The following is a 16,475-nucleotide window of genomic DNA, read 5'->3' as shown; positions in this document are numbered from 1 at the left end:
GGAAATTTCCACCCCTCGGGATGGCAATGTCGCGCAGACCTCTTGTCTGTCTGCACGGATTTTCGTGCTAAATGGAACCGCGAAGCCGCGAAGAGCGCCAGGCTGGTATTGCGTTGCGTATTTGGCGGCTTGGCGGTTCAAAAAAACTTCGCGGTTGGAAGGTGGGGGAATAACGGGCATGCGCGCCAGCTCATCCCGCACGATGACAACGCAGCGCAGACTTCCTGTCCGCCTGCAGGCGTTTGCGTGGTAACCTGGGGACGCAGATAACCGCCGACTCCCGCTGATGTTTTGTTTCTGCGTTCATCGGCGAAAATCTGTGTCGCGAAAATCGTTGCGGGTATGATCGTTTTTTCGCGTAATCTGCCGTGCGGTGCGCGGCAGCCCTCATGATGGTTTCGCAGCCGTGCCTTTGGGCACCGCCCCCTGAAGAGTCTACTGCAGAAGTTTTCTTGTGATAAACAAACGCAAAGTTACCAGGAGGCCAGGCCGCCAGGAGCCCCGCAAGGTTTCCCTTTTGCGGCTTGGTGACTCCACGCTTGGGCGTTTCGCAAAGAAAAACAGTAACGATTCAAATCCCTGCGTGATTTGCCACGGCTTGGCCGTGGCACTCTTGCAGTTTTCTTGGTAAAAAGTGATGCAGACGTTCCCGCGACGGCCGGGCCGTGGCATCAAATGTCCGCAGACTTCACCTCCGTCAGCCTGCTGGAAAGTGCGGCCCTGTCGGGGCGGGTTTGTTTGATGATCGAGATCACACAAGCCGTCTCCGACGGAGCTGAAACGATCCACCGCGCGCCGGCCCGCCGGTTGGCCGGCAGATGGTGGTTGCAACCTCATCGCAGTTTTGTTGTCCGTTATCATCCATGAAGCGCATTGGCATTTTGGGCGCCACCGGCTCAATCGGCGTCAACTGCCTGAAGGTGGTGGCGAGTCTGCCGCAGCAATTCGAAGTTGTCTATCTCGCCAGCCATCGCAATTACGAGCTGCTGCTGGAGCAGACCCGGCAGTTTCACCCGGTGGCTGTGGCGCTGGTGGAGCCGCCGCCGGGCCGGCAACAGGCATTGCGTGCGGAATTCAAGCGCCTGGGCGCGGAGTTGCTGTGTGGTGGCGAGGCCCTGGTGGAGCTGGCGGCGCGCGATGACGTCTCTGTCATGGTCAATGCCGTGGTCGGTTCCGCCGGTCTGCCGGCGACCGTGCGGGCATTGGAGCAGCGCACCACCGTGGCGCTGGCCAACAAAGAGACGCTGGTGACCGGCGGGGAATTGGTGATGGCCTGCGCCCGCCGGCATGGCACACCTCTCATTCCGATCGACAGCGAGCACAGCGCGTTGTGGCAGTGCCTGGCCGGCGAACCGCGGGAGCGCGTGCGCCGGCTCATCATTACGGCCTCGGGCGGGCCGTTTCGCGAGCGTGCGGCCGCGGATTTTGCCAGCATTACGGTCGCGGAAGCGCTCACTCACCCCAACTGGAGCATGGGACCGAAGATCACCATCGACTCGGCCACCATGATGAACAAAGGCCTGGAGGTCATCGAGGCCTATTGGCTGTTTGGCCTGGAGCTGAGGCAGATCGAGGTGGTGATTCATCCGCAGTCCATCATTCATTCCATGGTGGAATTCGTGGACGGTTCGATCAAAGCCCAGCTCAGCGTGCCGGATATGCGCCTGCCGATTCAATATGCGCTCACCTATCCGGACCGTCTGCCCAATGATCTCCCCCGTCTTGATTTCAGTCGCTGGCACACACTCACTTTTCATGCACCCGACTTCGACAAGTTTGCCTGTCTGCGTCTGGCCACCGAGGCGCTGGCTGCCGGGGGCACCGCCCCCGCCGTGCTGAATGCGGCCAACGAAGAGGCGGTGCAGGCTTTTCTGGAAACCCGTTTGCGCTTCGATCAAATTCCGCACATGATTGCCGAGGCGCTCGCCCGGCACAGCAACGGTCAGGAATTCAGCCTGGCGGGCGTGCTGGCAGCCGATCGCTGGGCGCGGGAATTCGTACGCGCCGCGCTGCCACGGCGGTCGTGAAGTGGGCTGAGGGCGCGGGCCCTGCCGCGGCGGTTGCACAAAGGTGTTGATTTTGGTACGATGATTCGCTAGAGTGTGAGCACGAGCGCGGCATGTGCCACAGCAGGACGGCGGCGAGCGGGAGGGGAGGCAGGAGCAGTTCAATTAATGCTGCCGGTGGAGCCGGTTGCGCTTCGCGGCAGAGGCATCAAGCATGAGTGAAGGGAAATCATGACGACGTTATTGGCCTTTGTATTTGTCATCGGCATCCTCGTGCTGATCCACGAGCTGGGCCATTTTCTGGCCGCGCGCTGGGCCGGCATTCGCGCGGAGCGCTTTTCCATCGGCCTGCCGCCTCACCTCTGGAAAAAACGGATCGGCGAAACCGAGTATTGCATCGGTGCGCTGCCGCTGGGTGGCTATGTCAAAATGGCCGGCATGGTGGATGAGTCGCTCGACACCAAAATCGAAGGCAAGCCCGACGAATTCATGTCGAAACCGATCTGGCAGCGTGCCATCGTGATTGCCGCCGGCCCGTTGATGAATATCGTGCTCGCCATCGTGCTGTTCGCCGGCCTGGCCTATTTCGCCGGTCTGCCCGAGTTGGTGCCGGTGGTGCGAGAAGTGCTTGCCGATTCGCCGGCGCAGGGCATCGGCCTGCAGCCCGGCGACCGCATTTTGGAGGTGGGCGGGCAGAAGATCACCACCTGGAAGGAGCTCACCGGAATCATCCACGCCAGCCCCGACAGGGCCTTGGCGATCACCTGGGAACGCCAGGGCGAACGCCTGCACGCCGAAGTGACGCCACGCCTGGATCCGGAAGCCAACATCGGGCTGATCGGCATCAGTCCGCAGGAGACCCGGCGCAAATTCGGTTTTTGGGAGGCCTGGCCCACGGGCGTGAACTTGTCATGGCAGGTGACCAGCCACATGGGGCGCATGCTGACGCGCTTGGTCAGTGGTGAAGGCTCACTCAAGCGGGAGTTGACCGGCCCGATCGGCATCGCGGTGATCGCCGGTGAGGCCGCCCGTCAGGGCTGGGAGAGTTTGATCGAGCTGCTGGCGCTCATCAGTGTCAATTTGGCGATCATCAACCTGCTGCCGATCCCGGTGTTGGATGGCGGGCATCTGGTCTTCCTCGGCCTGGAGGCGGTGATGCGGCGGCCGGTGTCGGTGAAGACGCGGCTGGTGACGCATCAGGTCGTGATTGCGTTGTTGCTGTTGTTGACAGTGTTCATCACGTTCAACGATATTCAACGGCTGCTGCAAAAGGTCTGGTAGGCCGGCCGGCGCCGCCGGGAGCGCGGTGTCGCCGCCCGCCACCGCTTGTGGCTGTCGGCAAGCCTCTCACTCTTGACGCCCGAGAAAGCCGCATGAGATTCGCGAAACGGATGAGTCGTCTGGGGACGGAGACGGCCTTCGAGGTGCTGGCGCGCGCCCGGCAACTTGAAGCGCAAGGCCAGCAGATCATCCATCTCGAAATCGGAGAGCCGGATTTTGACACCCCCGCCTTCATTGTCGAGCAGGCGGTCAACGCCCTGCGCCGCGGCCGCACGCATTATTCGCCGGCGGCCGGCATTCGCGAGCTGCGCCAGGCGATTGCCGAGGAGGTGGCGCGCACGCGCGGCGTGGCCGTCGCCCCGGAAAATGTGGTGGTCACACCCGGCGCCAAGCCCATCATGTTCTTTGCCCTGCTTGCCCTCATCGACCCCGAAGACGAAGTCATCTATCCCAATCCCGGTTTTCCCATTTATGAATCGGTGATTCAGTTTTCCGGTGCGCGCGCCGTGCCGTTGCCGTTGCAGGAGCACAAGGGCTTCCGTTTCGAAATCGCCGATCTCGAAGCGCTGCTCACGCCACGCACCCGATTGCTCGTCATCAACTCGCCGCAAAACCCCACCGGCGGTGTGATGACGCGCGAGGATGTGCGGGCGGTGGCGGAGCTGGCGCGTCGAAGGGATTTGTGGGTCTTGAGCGATGAAATCTACAAGGACATTCTCTACGAGGGCGAGCATGCCAGCATTCTCTCCGAGCCCGGCATGCTGGAGCGCACGATTTTGCTGGACGGCTTTTCCAAAACCTATGCGATGACCGGCTGGCGTCTGGGCTATGGCGTCATGCCCGAGCCGCTGGCGCGCCAGATTGAGCTGTTGATGATCAACAGCAACAGTTGCACCGCGACCTTCACCCAGGATGCCGGAGTTGCCGCGCTGCAGGGCCCGCGCGAGGAAATCCGCGCCTTTGTCGCCGAGTTTCGCCGGCGCCGCGATTTGATGGTGGCCGGGCTGAACGACATCAAAGGCGTGACCTGCATCAACCCGCGGGGCGCGTTTTACTGTTTTCCCAATGTCTCGCGCGTGCCGCTGGCCAGCAAGCCATTGGCCGAACTGCTGCTCAATGAAGCCGGCGTGGCGGTGCTCTCCGGCACGGCATTCGGACAATATGGCGAGGGCTATCTGCGTTTGAGTTATGCCAACTCGGTGGAAAACATTCGGGAAGGCCTGCGCCGCATGAAACGGGTCATCGAAGCCCTGTGAGACCCGCCCACTTCCCTCACTTCCGCCGGGAAGTGAGATGACTGAAAAGAGTTCGCCATGGCAAACACCCGCTCCGTCTTCACTGCGAAAAAAACGCCCCTGCACGAGGTGCATGTCGGCCTGGGTGCGAAGATGGTCGAATTTGGCGGTTATCTGATGCCGGTGCAATATCGCGGTATCATCGAAGAGCATCTCACAGTGCGCCGTGCCGTCGGCGTGTTCGATGTGTCACACATGGGGGAGTTCGAATTTCGCGGCCCGGGCGCGCCCGCCTTGCTGCAGCGCATGACCATCAATGACGTGGCGCGGTTGGCCCCCGGTCAGGCGCAATATTCCGCCATGTGCTATCCCGATGGCGGCATCGTGGATGATCTCATCGTCTATCGCCTGCCCGACCGCTATCTTGCCGTTGTCAATGCTGCCAATCTCCGCAAAGATTGGGAGTGGCTGCAGCAGGAGGCCAGGCCCGAAGCCGGCATGGTCGATGTCAGCGAGCAGACCGCCCTGCTGGCCGTGCAGGGCCGGCATGCCCGGGCCACGCTGCAAAAACTCACCACCGCGCCTTTGCATGCGATCAAATCCTACTGGCTGGCGTCGGGTGAAATTGCCGGCGTGCCGGCCTTGATCGCCCGCACCGGTTACACCGGCGAGGATGGCTTCGAGCTGGCCTGCGACGCACGGCAGGCCGTCAAACTGTGGGATGCGCTTTTCGAAGCCGGGCGGGAATTCGGCATCGAGCCGATCGGGCTGGGCGCGCGCGACACCCTGCGGCTGGAAATGAAGTACTGCCTGTATGGCAATGACATCGACCACACCACCAATCCCCTGGAAGCCGGCCTGGGCTGGATCACCAAGCTCGACAAGGGTGATTTCATCGGCCGGGCAGCGCTTGCCAGCGTCAAGGCGCAAGGCTTGCGCCGCAAACTGGTGGGATTGGAGTTGTCGGGCCGAAACCTGGCGCGGCACGGCCATGCCATTCTCAAAGACGGGGTCACCATCGGGCATGTCACCAGTGGCACCTTTTCACCCAGCCTGCAAAAGGCCATCGCCATGGGGTATGTCGCGGCAGAACACAGCGCGGTGGGGACGGAATTGACCGTCGACGTGCGCGGCCGTCAGGTGGCGGCGCGCGTCGTGGCGACACCGTTTTACCGTCGTGATTATTGAACCGGCGGTTCTCATGGCAATGCAACCACTGCCTGGACGTTGTCTGAAAGCCACGGCGTTTTGCAAGCCCGGCTCAGCCGAGATTGCAAGATCGTTGCAACAGATCCGGGTTTGGCTGTGTGCGCCTGCGCACGCATGCACCAAAACGTCCCTGTGCCGGTCTGAGGTGGTTTGGCAATCCGCGGGGTTGGTGCGAAGCAGGAAGACGAGCCCGCCGCGGCCCGGCCGGGGCGGGAACATGTGCAGACGGATCATTGACTGCGTAAGGTGGTGAAGATTAAATGGCGGGAAAATCCGTAAAACTTTCACAGCAGCAAAAAGAAGAGATTCTCGGAATTCTGCTGCTGATGCTCGGCATGCTGGTGCTGGCGAGTTTGATCTCATACGATCCCGCGGAGGAGCCACAGGGCATCCAGTTCATCCGGATTCACAACGCCATGGGCGTGGCGGGGGTGTACATTTCGTATGTGCTGATCAAAATCCTGTTCGGTTATTCCGCCATACTGATCCCCATCATGTTGATCGCCTGGGGCTGGCTTTATTTTCGCGGCCATCAGCGAGACAAGATGGGGCATGCCACTTACCTGATGCTGCTGGCTGCGTTTTATTTCGCCACCTGGCTGGGCCTGCCGCATGTCATGCAGGAGGGCACCCCGACAGTCAATTATTCCCATTCCGGCTTGATTGGTGCTTTCTTTGCGCATCTCCTGCATCGTCTCCTGGGCGCCATCGGCAGCGTGATCGTGTTGCTGACCGTCGGCGCGGTGACGCTGATGGTCGCGACTCAGAAGAGCCTGCATGATGTCCTGCGCCAGACCCGGGCGGGTCTCACCCGCGTGCGTGAGTTGTTCGCGGGCGGTTGGATAGCAATGCGCGATTGGCGGCCGGCGGTTCCCCAGCCGGCTGCAACCAAAGCCTCCTGGCGCGTCGCGGAGCCGGAGGTGGCAGCCGAACCAGAGCCGGAAACCGTGGAGACCGTGACGGAGCCGGAGGAGCCACGCTGGAAGAAACTCGCGCGCTTGCGAGTTGCGGAGGGACAGGGCAGCGGCAGTGTCTTGCCGGGCACGAGCTCACCGCCCGCCGACAGCAACAACGAAAAAATTGCCTTTGATGCGGGTCGTCCTGCGAAAGCGGAGGCACCGGCGGAAGCGGCCCCCGCCGTGGCAAGCGACAAACCCAGGCCGGCAGGCAACTATGTTTTCCCGCCGCTGGAATTGCTCAGTGTACCGCCGCCAGAAAAGCAAAAGGTGCAGAGCCGCGACGAGCTGCTCAGTCTCGCCCGGGTGTTGGAGGAGCGGCTGTTGGAATTCGACGTCGAGGGCAAGGTGGTGGAGATCAACCCCGGCCCGGTGATCACGCGCTACGAATATGAGCCGGCGCCCGGCATCAAAGTCTCGCGCATCACTGCGCTCGCCGATGATCTGGCGCTCGCCATGCGCGCCAAGCGCATCCGCATCGTCGCACCCATACCCGGCAAAGCCGCGGTCGGCATCGAGCTGCCCAATTCCGAGCCGCAAATGGTGGATTTGCGCAGCCTGCTCGATTCCGATGCCTTCCGGCAATCACCGTCGCCCCTGACCATCGCACTCGGCAAGACCATCTCCGGCCAGGTGTATGTCACCTCGCTGGAAAGAATGCCGCATTTGCTCATCGCCGGCGCCACCGGCTCGGGGAAAAGCGTGTGTTTGAACGCCATCATCGCCAGCATTCTCTACAAGGCGCATCCGCGCGACGTGCAGTTCGTGCTGGTCGATCCCAAGCGGCTGGAGCTTTCCAGTTATCGCATGCTGCGGCGGCACCATTTGAACTATCGCGATGATCTGAATGAAGAGGTGGTGACCACCCCGCAGAATGCACTCGCCATACTGCGCAGCCTGGAATGGGAAATGGAAAACCGCTACACGCTGCTGGCGCGCGTGGGCACCCGCAACATCGCGGAGTACAATCAGCGCCTGCGGGAGGGCAGGCTCGCTGCGCCCGGGGAACCCGGCACCGCGGCGGACGAAAAGGAGTTGAAGCCGCTGCCCTACATCGTGCTGGTGATCGATGAGCTGGCGGATCTCATGCTCACTGCCGCCAAGGAAGTGGAGGAGCCGATTGCGCGCCTGACCCAGCTCTCGCGCGCGGTTGGCATTCATCTGATCGTGGCGACGCAGCGGCCCTCGGTGGATGTCATCACCGGCGTGATCAAGGCCAACTTCCCGGCGCGCATCGCCTTTCAGGTGGCCTCCAAGATCGACTCGCGCACGATTCTTGACATGAACGGCGCGGAAAAACTGCTCGGCAGCGGCGACATGCTGTTTCTGCCGCCGGGCAGTCCGGAAGCGGTCCGCATTCACGGCGCCTATGTTTCCTCCGAAGACATCGAGCGCACCATCGAGCATATCCGCAATCAGCCGGCTTTCGATAAGACCCTGCTGCCGGTGCGCCAGGAGAACAGCGAAGTGGATGACGGCTACGGCCCGGCGGCCGACGGCCGGCGCGATGAGCTGTTTCACGAGGCCCTCAAGCTGGTGGTACGCCACCAGCAGGGCTCGATTTCACTGCTGCAGCGCCGTCTGAAAATCGGCTATTCGCGCGCCGCGCGTCTGATCGATGAATTGGAAGCCGCGGGCATCGTGGGCGCCTTTGACGGCAGCAAAGCCCGCGAAGTGCTCGTGGATGAATCGTATCTCGAAGAAATGGGATTGGAATAGGAGATGAACTTTTTCACTTGGTGCGCCGCGCGTGGCCCCCGCCGTTTCGCAATGGTTTCCCGGGCTGTTCTCCCGCGGCCTGCTCTGTTTCTGCTCGTGGCGCTCGCAGGCGTTACGGGGTTTGCCCCGCGCCAGAACAACAACGCCGACAGAATCATCAGCCGGGTGCGCGCCACCTATGAAAAGCTCGAAGCCCTGGCTGCCGATTTTCAAAGGGAATACACCTGGGCACTCGCCGGCGAAACCCAAACGCTCACCGGCAAGCTTTATCTCAAAAAAGGCGACCGCTACCGCGTGGAGACCGACTTGCAAACCATCGTCACCGACGGCAAAACCGTGTGGACTCATGCGGTCGACAAGCAGCAGGTTTTCATCGACCACATGACCAAGTCGCCGGAGAATCCGCTGCCGCGCGACCTGCTCATCAAGTACACCAATGATTTCAAGGCGGAATACCTGCGCGATGAACGCTGGGAGCAGGGCGACTGCCACGTCGTGCGCCTCACACCGCGCCTGGAGGAAGAATCCTTCGCCAAAAGCGTGACGGTTTGGGTGGACAAGAAAAACTGGATTGCGGTAAAGATCGAGCAAGTCGATCTCAACGAAAACCTGACGGTTTACAAGCTGCACAACGTCGTGATCAACCCCACGCTTGCCGATCAGTTGTTCACGTTCAAAATTCCAGAGAACGTGGAAGTGGTGGATTGGAGGGAAAATTCAAAGTAGGGCGGCCTGACTCCGCTGTGCCGATCCCACGGCGGAGTGGCAGCGCCGGCGGCCAGTTTTTTTGGGCGCACACCGCAGCGTCGTTTTTTGTGGGGAGACTGAGGGCGCGGAGTTCGACCCCGCTTTTCCGTCAAAACGCTGCAACTGCCGCGCACCAGCAACAGCAGCCGCAGGCAGAGTCAGCCGGCAGCGTTCCATGAAATTGCCGGATTTCCTCCCGCCGGTCCATTCCCCGCCTCACCGTTCCGGCACAGTTTTCCGCACTTGAAACACCATCACCGCACGATCGGGATCCATCTCCAAACACGTTGCCAGCACCGGCATAGCCGCCCCATAAGGGGGGATTTGTCGCATGCCCAAGCCCTTGATGGACGATTGCGGCAAAAACAGGCGCAGTCCGATTTCCGGCAGGCGCAACACCAGCGAGCGTGAGGGCGCCGGGCTGTGGTGGATTTCCGCCTTCCAGGGCGTGCCGAGATGTTGCGCGAGATAGACGCATTTGTAGTAGAATTCTGCGCGCGCCTGCAAGCGCTGCAAACGTTGGTTCAAGGAATCCTGCATTTGTGCCAGCCCGCGCAAAGTGACCGTGGAGTAGCACGGTGTGCCGGTTTGCAGGAAGGCAATGAGCTGGCGCTGCATCAGCAAATCCACATAACGCCGCAGCGGTGAAGTGATTTGGGTGTAGGCCGGCAGACCGAGATCATGATGCGGGGCGCGTTGCACGCTCAGTTGCGGCCGGGCAAAGCGCGGTTCGCTCTCCATCCCGGCTTCCTCCTCGGCGGGGCTGGTGCGCTCCTGCGTGCGGTAGAGACAGGGCAGGTCATGCTCGGTACAGAAGTCAGCCGCGGCGGCATTGGCGGCGATCATCCATTCTGCAATCATTTTGCGGGCCGCGCTGTTTTGCGCGTATCGCCGCAGCTCCACCCGGCCGGAAGCGTCGAGCAGCACATCGATTTGTTCGCGCGCGAAGATGCGACCGCCGGCCGCCACCCGTGCCGCTTCGAGTTGTTGTGCGCCGGCCAGCCAGGCCTGCAACGCACTGTTCCACGGCCCGGGGGCACCCACCTCCAGCCACATTTCAATCTCTTCGTAATCGGCATTGCGGTTGACGGCCAGACTTTCCCGCATGATGCGGTTGACACGGAACGCGCCACCTGCCGTGCGGGTGAAGTAAAACGACAGCACCGCGCGGGTGTGATCGGCCTGCAGGCCGGCGGCTTGGTTGACCGCCTCCGGCAGCATGTTGATGGTGCGGTGCGGCAGGTAGGCGGAAGCCCCCAGCTCCGCCGCCCACGCATCCCATGTGCTGCCGGCGGGAACGAAGGCAGTAAGATCCGGAACATGCACGCCGATCTCCTCGCCTTCGGGGGTGCGGCGGTAACTGAGTGCGTCGTCGCGATCATGCGTCTCGGGATTGTCAACGGTCAGCACCACTGCCGGAGCGTCGTCAGAAGGTGCACTCACGGCCGGCAACGCCGGTGCTGCTGCGGTTATCCCGGCCAGGCGGTGCAAATGGCGGCGGAGCGCCGGCTCGGAGGAAACGAATAAATCCGCGTCGGCTGGCAACTCTTCCATGCGCTTGAGCCAGTCGAACAACAGCATGCGAATGTCACGATAGCCGGTGAGGGAATGGAGCGTGCGCGCCTGCCGCACGAATTGCTGGCGCCATGTGAGCGGATAGTGGCTGCGCTGTTCATAGGTGGCACGCGCCAGGCGCAACAGCCGCTTTCCCAGCGGGTGTTGTTGCAGTTCCGACCGGCGCCAGGACTTTTTCAGCGTGTCCCGAAACAGATCGAACAAGACCTGGAACAGCTTTTGGCGTTGCTCCTCCCTGGGATTGGGGGGCGGGGTGAGAGGGTTCGGAGCACTCCTGGAATCAGGCTGGGCAGCGAGGTTGGTTGTCATGATGGCTCGAGTTTGGTCGCGCCTCCGTGGCCGGCCGCGCGGAATCAGGTGCAAATGGCACCATCACCTCAGCGGGGAAAAACAGCGCCTCGCAGGCGCTTTCGATTTCCCACATCGCCTCGTGGTGGCAAAGGCTCAAGGCAGCAAAAGCAGAGTGGAGCAGCGGTGAAATGTGCCGGAGCATCACTTGCACCCAAAGCATGGGTAAATGGGTCTGTCCGCCACCTTGGGGGTAGCGGCCGGGACCATGGCTTTGCCCGCCTCTCTGAAATTGCCATCTTGAGCCACGGCCAATATACACAAAACTCTTTGCCAATCCAAAAATCAAAAACAGCGACTCTGGGTTTTCAAGGTGCGGCTCAGCCGCCACAACGCGGTCTTGAGATCCTCGGTGAGCTGAAAGGTGCCGGGCAGGCTCTCAACGCGAACCCAATATTGCCGGAATTCGCCGTCGGCCATGGTGCGCACCTGCCTTCTGGTGATGCGACTGATGCGGTACAAGTCACTCATAAACTGAAATTGAAACGGCTCCAGCCGGCCACGCCAGTAGCGCAGATCCACATCAACAGGCACCTGTTCTCCGCGAGGAAGCTCAAGCGCTTTCTTCATCTCGACCTCCTTTGAAAAGTTATGGTGTCTATCAAGCCACCAAATATTGGCAAAATATAGTGCCATTATATACACTTTTCAAGAAAAAAAATAATTTTTTGGTATATGGATGATCACTTTTTGTGGAAATCAGCCTTTCCTGCATGGCGAGGGGTTTTCGCGCAGCGGTGATAAGTTTCGAGTTGTTCACATTATGTGCCTTGCCAGTACCTGCACAATCGTCAAATGCAGACGACCAAGTCGAACTTTCTGTCGGCGAGCGTGCGGACTTCTGTTCAACACCGGCAAGCAGTTGGCTTTGCATATGGCAAGGCCGGCTCCTGATTCGGAGTGCCTTTCAAGGTCTGAACCTCCTGAGTCAAGAAGCTTGAAGACTGTCTCTTGCTGATTGCTGTGGCCTTGGCGGGCCGCGGCAGCGTGGAGATTTACAACGAAAGTGCTGCCGCCCAGCCTTTCAGTCTGCATGCAGACAAGATGTTTGTGCGCCAAATTTTCATCCCGATGGGTGCCCATGTGGGCATGGAAAATTATCCCGACCGGCGGGTGGGACAATATCCCGATTTGAGCATTGAAAGGGAACCATGGTTGCTGGACAGCCTGAATGTACCGGCTGTGCAGATCAAGTTTTTCTCGCGCAGACAGGTGGCCTCTCTGCCGGCATACAACGGTTCGTGACGCCCGGAAGATTTTGTGCGGCCTCGTCTGACGGGGAACTCAGTGTCTGCGGTGAGGCCGCGCTGCCGGTTCGTGCCTCAAACGAGCGTGTACTGGCCGGCTTGACGGCACTGGCAAACGAACCGTCTGCGCGATTGGACTTCCCGACTAACCCACCCGCACGCCTGGCAGTGTGGAGAAGGCGAGGATCACGGTGGTGTTGCCGCTGTGTTTCTTTGACGGTGCCGTTGAGAAATCGCGCATCGCCGTTGAGGTGAGTGGGCAGAACGATCACGGCGGTGCCCGCCCGGGTGTATCGTGTGCGATGCTGTCGCAAGCGGGGAGTGGCATGGCGGCGGAAAAGGCCACGCCAGCGGGAATTGCAAGGGTCATGACAGCACGGTGAGCAGATAATTTTGGTGTGCGTACGGCAATGAGACAACTTGGCAGTTGATATGTGTAAAATGATCTCGCTCTCGGTCGCAAGAAAAGCGTTGTATTCGGCGGGTGGAATACTATATTGGCGTTGCCCTCGGGCATGAACCGCACGCTGGTTGATTCACCGGTGTGGCGCGCAGGAGCGCCACTGCTGCAACCACCGGCTTGCGGGGGAGGCAGGCGTATCCATGAAAAGTTCCAACGAAAACCTTCCAGCTTTTGAGACTTTCAAGCTCGGCTATTCACGTCGGATTGAGTGGGCGTTACTGGCAGTGATTGCGCTCGCCGGGCTGGCAGGCTACGCCAGTCAATTTTGGTATTTGCCGTTGGCGCAGCAGCATGTGGAAGTCAAGATTCCCGTAATCACGGTGGAGCATGTGCCGGCCACCAGGCAGGGTAGCCGTCTGCCACCGCCACCCAAACCGGCTGTGGTGCTGCCCAGCCAGGATCAGCCCGCCCCCCAAACTGTACTGCCTGAGCCGGCACAACTCCAAGCGGGTGAAGTCTCCGACTCTGTTGCCGGCGGAGTGGAAGCCGGCGAAATCGGCGCGTTGGAGGAGGTTGGTGGCGGCTTGCTTTCTCCGGCGCGGCCTCTGGCTTCAGTTTTTCCCCAGTTTCCCGAAGCGGAACGCAAGAAGGGGGTGCGTGGCGAGGTCAAGCTGAGCGTGGAAATCAGCGAACGCGGCAGGGTGTTGAGCGTTACGATCCTGGAGAACACCACCGGCAGTGAACTGTGCGCTGAAGCCGCCAAAAAAGCCGCCCAAGCGACGCGCTTCTTGCCTGCACGCGGCAGAAACGGCCCGTTGAAATCCTGGTTCACTCTGTCCTACAACTTTGACTATCGCCAATGATCCCGCGACCGTTGAAACGGCGCACAGGGGATTGTGTGAGAAGATGACGCATCCAGCTTCGAGGTTGTGTATATCGTCTTTACAATTGCGTAGACTTGCAACATGACAGTGGCAGACGCTCAAAAAGCCAGCGCCGGGATGCTGCTGCAAGTCACTGGAAAAATTTAAAAATCATTGGGGGCATGTTGCTTCATCCGCAAACCCAGTATGGCACGACGCTTGCCCTAGAAAAACAGGGGAACAGGAAGTGGATTCAGGGGATTAAACCTCTGCGTAGTTTGTGGTTTTGCTGATGTAGGATTGAACCGCTTGGGCGCCTGTCGGTTAATGTGCACGACGCGAATGAAACGCATTCGTGCTTGATAACGAAGTGCCCGACAGTGGTGCCCTTCGGCATCACATAAATTTCGATGAAAATCCCCAAAGTTCTTGCAGTAAAGTCAAGGCTTGATTTAAGGAGGAAAACTCCATGAAACCGAAAGCCTGTCTTTTAGCCATTGGTCTGACGGTGATGAGCTTTGTCATCAGCGGTTGTTACACGCAGCTCGCGCGTCCAGATCAAGATGATGAGCCTGATGTGGCCGTCATAGACGAAAACGAGGCCGGACAGAAGGAAGAGGCTGCTTATTCCAAAAATTCAGACGACGAGCGCGACCGGCCCGGCGTCACCAACATCTACATTTATGACTATGATCCCTGGGATCCGTGGGATCCATGGTACTATTCCTGGTATTATTATCCCTATCATCCGCGCAACCGTTTCTATTTTTCGATTGGCTGGGGTGCATTCTACGACTATTGGAACTGGTGTGGCACCCGTTGGGTCGGCTATTGGGATCCCTGGTATCGGGACTATTATTCCTGGTGGGGACCGCGGCCCTACTATCACCCCGGATGGATTTACTATCCCGGCTCACCTGTCTACGATCCGCCGGTGGCAGGCAAGAAACGCGAGTTTGGCCGGCGCGGCAGCCGTGACAGCGGTGACGATTTCGGCGGCCGACGTGGAAGCATCAGCCAGCCGATTGCCGATCGTACCAATATCAGCAAACCCGGTGATACGGTCTTCGATCGTGGCGCCGATGGTTCATATCGCCGCCAGCGCCGGAGTGAAGTCGATACGCGCGAGCGCACAACACCGGGGCAGGGCCAAAATACCGACCGGCGGCGGGTCTCCCGACGCAGCATCGAAGATCGAACCACCGATGCGGTCGGCAGCCCGCGCCCCACTGATCGAACCTACACCGCTCCCAGCACCTCAAAAAGCGCCGACAGCGTCAGCAAGCCAAAATCATCGGGGCAGCGCGAATCCGGCACGCGGCGTGAAGGCCGGAAGTCTTCCGGCGACGGCTCGAGCTCACGCCGGATCGCACCGTCGCGCGAATCTTCCTCCAGCGGCGCGCCTTCGATTCACAGTTCCGGAAGTTCTTCCGGACATTCCGGCTCGCCCAGCCGAGACAGTTCGAGCTCGGGATCCAAATCCAGTAACTCCGGTTCTTCCAACCGCCGGAGCAGGAACTGAAGCTGCAAACAGGAACGCATTCTAAAGCGAGATGGAGATCACTATGAAGATAAAACATGGTTTGCGGGCGCTGCTTTTCGGCATCGGCGCTGCCGGTTTGCTGGCGACCGTACACGCTCAGGAAGAGGTGTTTCAGCGCGGGATTGAATTCGGCGTCGGCGGGCGTGCCCTGGGCATGGGGGGCGCTTACACCGGTGTGGGTGACGATTACAGTGCGGCATTTTGGAATCCCGCCGCCTTGACCCAAATCCGCCGGCTGGAAGGTTTCGCCACTTTGAGCCACGCGCAACGTGAGAACGAGACCGCCTTTGGCTTCAACCGCAACCTTGACAAAGCCTCCGCCACCAACTTCAACAGTCTGGGCCTGGCTTATCCGATTCCCACCTATCGCGGCAGCCTGGTGTTCTCGCTCGGCTATCATCGCGTGCGGCCCTATGACGGCAATTTCGGCTTTACCTGGTTCAACAGCACGCCGGGCGACTCGGTCAATCAACGCTGGAGCGAGTTGGAAGAGGGCAGCTTGAGCACCTGGACCTTTGCGGGCGCGACCGAGGTGGCGCCCAACTTCTCGCTGGGTGCCGCTCTCAATATCTGGTCCGGTAAGAACGACTACCTCAGCAGTTTCACGGAGAGCGACGTTCTTGATCTTTACACCTTTCGCTCCTATCGCAATGATGAAGCGGTGGTCTCGACGTTCTCCGGCATCAATCTCAAGCTCGCCGGCCTGTACCGCGCCTCCTCGTTGTTGCGGCTGGGCTTCACCCTGGGCACGCCCGCGACTTTCACGGTCAAAGACCGCTGGGAGTCCAGCGAGGAAACCGAGTTCGACGACGGCAACCTTGACGACACCCACGAGGTGGGTAGGTATCAATACAAAATCCGATCGCCTTTCTCGCTGGGCGCCGGCGCTTCGCTCAATGCCGCCGGTTTGCTGCTGAGCGGCAGTTGGGAACACAATGATTGGTCGCAGATTCGCTATACCACCGAACCGCCGATCGCGGGTCTGTCGCGCAACGAGGCCAATGATGAGCTGGCGCGAAACTATCGTGCCACCACCCGCCTGCGCTTGGGCGCCGAGTTCACCCTGCCGGTGCTGGATGTGCAGCTGCGCGCCGGTTACTTCCGTGATCCCAATCCCCTGAAAGGGTTGCCGGCTGATGCCGATCGCGAGTTCGTGACCGCGGGCGTCGGCATCTTTCTGGACAAGCAGGTACGCCTCGATCTCGCCGTGCTCACCGGCCAGTGGCATGACTATAAAGAACCGCTGGATGATTTCAGCGACACGCTGGTGCCGGTTTCCGAAAAGATCACGATCAAGCAAGCCTTCGCTTCGCTCGCATTTCGTTTTTAACAAGGATCGGCCT

13 protein-coding genes are annotated in these 16,475 nt (G+C 60.3%); 10 read left to right on the top strand and 3 right to left on the bottom strand.

Features of this window, described 5'->3' with window-relative positions:
• Window positions 1-863: 863 nt before the first annotated feature.
• The 6 genes from ONB52_12410 to ONB52_12385 all read left to right on the top strand — a co-directional run bounded on the left by ONB52_12410 (window position 864) and on the right by ONB52_12385 (window position 9,132).
• A complete protein-coding gene (locus ONB52_12410) occupies window positions 864-2,027 on the top strand; it encodes a 1-deoxy-D-xylulose-5-phosphate reductoisomerase (protein ID MDZ7416944.1) in 1,164 nt (387 codons plus the stop codon).
• Between the two features lie 210 nt (window positions 2,028-2,237).
• Window positions 2,238-3,287, top strand: a complete 1,050-nt coding sequence (gene rseP / locus ONB52_12405) for an RIP metalloprotease RseP (GenBank protein MDZ7416943.1) — start codon at window positions 2,238-2,240, stop codon at window positions 3,285-3,287.
• A 92-nt stretch (window positions 3,288-3,379) separates the two neighbouring features.
• A complete protein-coding gene (locus tag ONB52_12400; GenBank protein ID MDZ7416942.1) occupies window positions 3,380-4,543 on the top strand; it encodes a pyridoxal phosphate-dependent aminotransferase in 1,164 nt (387 codons plus the stop codon).
• A gap of 57 nt (window positions 4,544-4,600) precedes the next feature.
• Window positions 4,601-5,710 (top strand): glycine cleavage system aminomethyltransferase GcvT, encoded by a 1,110-nt coding sequence (gene gcvT, locus ONB52_12395; GenBank protein ID MDZ7416941.1) that lies wholly within the window; start codon window positions 4,601-4,603, stop codon window positions 5,708-5,710.
• 281 nt (window positions 5,711-5,991) lie between these two features.
• On the top strand, window positions 5,992-8,406 hold the full coding sequence (locus tag ONB52_12390) for a DNA translocase FtsK 4TM domain-containing protein (GenBank protein ID MDZ7416940.1): 2,415 nt from the start codon (window positions 5,992-5,994) through the stop codon (window positions 8,404-8,406).
• Window positions 8,407-8,409: 3 nt separating this feature from the next.
• Complete coding sequence (locus ONB52_12385) at window positions 8,410-9,132, top strand: outer membrane lipoprotein carrier protein LolA (GenBank protein ID MDZ7416939.1); 723 nt, start codon at window positions 8,410-8,412, stop codon at window positions 9,130-9,132.
• Window positions 9,133-9,369: 237 nt separating this feature from the next.
• Here ONB52_12385 and ONB52_12380 read toward each other — a convergent pair whose 3' ends face one another.
• From ONB52_12380 to ONB52_12370, 3 genes are all read right to left on the bottom strand, one after another.
• Complete coding sequence (locus tag ONB52_12380) at window positions 9,370-11,037, bottom strand: ribonuclease catalytic domain-containing protein (GenBank protein MDZ7416938.1); 1,668 nt, start codon at window positions 11,035-11,037, stop codon at window positions 9,370-9,372.
• Between the two features lie 324 nt (window positions 11,038-11,361).
• Window positions 11,362-11,646 carry a hypothetical protein gene (locus ONB52_12375; GenBank protein MDZ7416937.1) on the bottom strand — a complete coding sequence of 95 codons (285 nt, stop codon included), beginning with the start codon at window positions 11,644-11,646 and terminating at the stop codon, window positions 11,362-11,364.
• A gap of 31 nt (window positions 11,647-11,677) precedes the next feature.
• The gene (locus tag ONB52_12370; protein ID MDZ7416936.1) at window positions 11,678-11,950 is read right to left on the bottom strand and encodes a hypothetical protein; all 273 of its coding nucleotides are present in this window, start codon (window positions 11,948-11,950) and stop codon (window positions 11,678-11,680) included.
• A 77-nt stretch (window positions 11,951-12,027) separates the two neighbouring features.
• On the opposite strand from ONB52_12370, the gene ONB52_12365 reads away from it, so the two are divergent.
• The 4 genes from ONB52_12365 (at window position 12,028) to ONB52_12350 (ending at window position 16,462) form a co-directional block, all read left to right on the top strand.
• Window positions 12,028-12,321, top strand: a complete 294-nt coding sequence (locus ONB52_12365) for a hypothetical protein (GenBank protein MDZ7416935.1) — start codon at window positions 12,028-12,030, stop codon at window positions 12,319-12,321.
• A 605-nt stretch (window positions 12,322-12,926) separates the two neighbouring features.
• Window positions 12,927-13,589 (top strand): TonB family protein, encoded by a 663-nt coding sequence (locus ONB52_12360; protein MDZ7416934.1) that lies wholly within the window; start codon window positions 12,927-12,929, stop codon window positions 13,587-13,589.
• 469 nt (window positions 13,590-14,058) lie between these two features.
• On the top strand, window positions 14,059-15,111 hold the full coding sequence (locus ONB52_12355) for a hypothetical protein (protein ID MDZ7416933.1): 1,053 nt from the start codon (window positions 14,059-14,061) through the stop codon (window positions 15,109-15,111).
• Between the two features lie 43 nt (window positions 15,112-15,154).
• Window positions 15,155-16,462 carry an outer membrane protein transport protein gene (locus ONB52_12350; GenBank protein MDZ7416932.1) on the top strand — a complete coding sequence of 436 codons (1,308 nt, stop codon included), beginning with the start codon at window positions 15,155-15,157 and terminating at the stop codon, window positions 16,460-16,462.
• The last annotated feature ends 13 nt before the right edge of the window (window positions 16,463-16,475 follow it).

The sequence above is a fragment of the candidate division KSB1 bacterium genome (assembly GCA_034506255.1).
Classification (GTDB): domain Bacteria; phylum Zhuqueibacterota; class Zhuqueibacteria; order Zhuqueibacterales; family Zhuqueibacteraceae; genus Coneutiohabitans; species Coneutiohabitans thermophilus.
The sequence above is the reverse complement of the archived record's forward strand: the minus strand, read 5'-3'. Positions and strand labels throughout refer to the sequence as shown.

Coding starts and splice junctions, on each gene's coding strand:
- ONB52_12360 (MDZ7416934.1), top strand. CDS start 12,927: ATGAAAAGTTCCAACGAAAACCTTCCAGCTTTTGAGACTTTCAAGCTC.
- gcvT (MDZ7416941.1), top strand. CDS start 4,601: ATGGCAAACACCCGCTCCGTCTTCACTGCGAAAAAAACGCCCCTGCAC.
- ONB52_12410 (MDZ7416944.1), top strand. CDS start 864: ATGAAGCGCATTGGCATTTTGGGCGCCACCGGCTCAATCGGCGTCAAC.
- rseP (MDZ7416943.1), top strand. CDS start 2,238: ATGACGACGTTATTGGCCTTTGTATTTGTCATCGGCATCCTCGTGCTG.
- ONB52_12385 (MDZ7416939.1), top strand. CDS start 8,410: ATGAACTTTTTCACTTGGTGCGCCGCGCGTGGCCCCCGCCGTTTCGCA.
- ONB52_12380 (MDZ7416938.1), bottom strand. CDS start 11,037: ATGACAACCAACCTCGCTGCCCAGCCTGATTCCAGGAGTGCTCCGAAC.
- ONB52_12350 (MDZ7416932.1), top strand. CDS start 15,155: ATGAAGATAAAACATGGTTTGCGGGCGCTGCTTTTCGGCATCGGCGCT.
- ONB52_12400 (MDZ7416942.1), top strand. CDS start 3,380: ATGAGATTCGCGAAACGGATGAGTCGTCTGGGGACGGAGACGGCCTTC.
- ONB52_12375 (MDZ7416937.1), bottom strand. CDS start 11,646: ATGAAGAAAGCGCTTGAGCTTCCTCGCGGAGAACAGGTGCCTGTTGAT.
- ONB52_12355 (MDZ7416933.1), top strand. CDS start 14,059: ATGAAACCGAAAGCCTGTCTTTTAGCCATTGGTCTGACGGTGATGAGC.
- ONB52_12390 (MDZ7416940.1), top strand. CDS start 5,992: ATGGCGGGAAAATCCGTAAAACTTTCACAGCAGCAAAAAGAAGAGATT.
- ONB52_12370 (MDZ7416936.1), bottom strand. CDS start 11,950: ATGCAAAGCCAACTGCTTGCCGGTGTTGAACAGAAGTCCGCACGCTCG.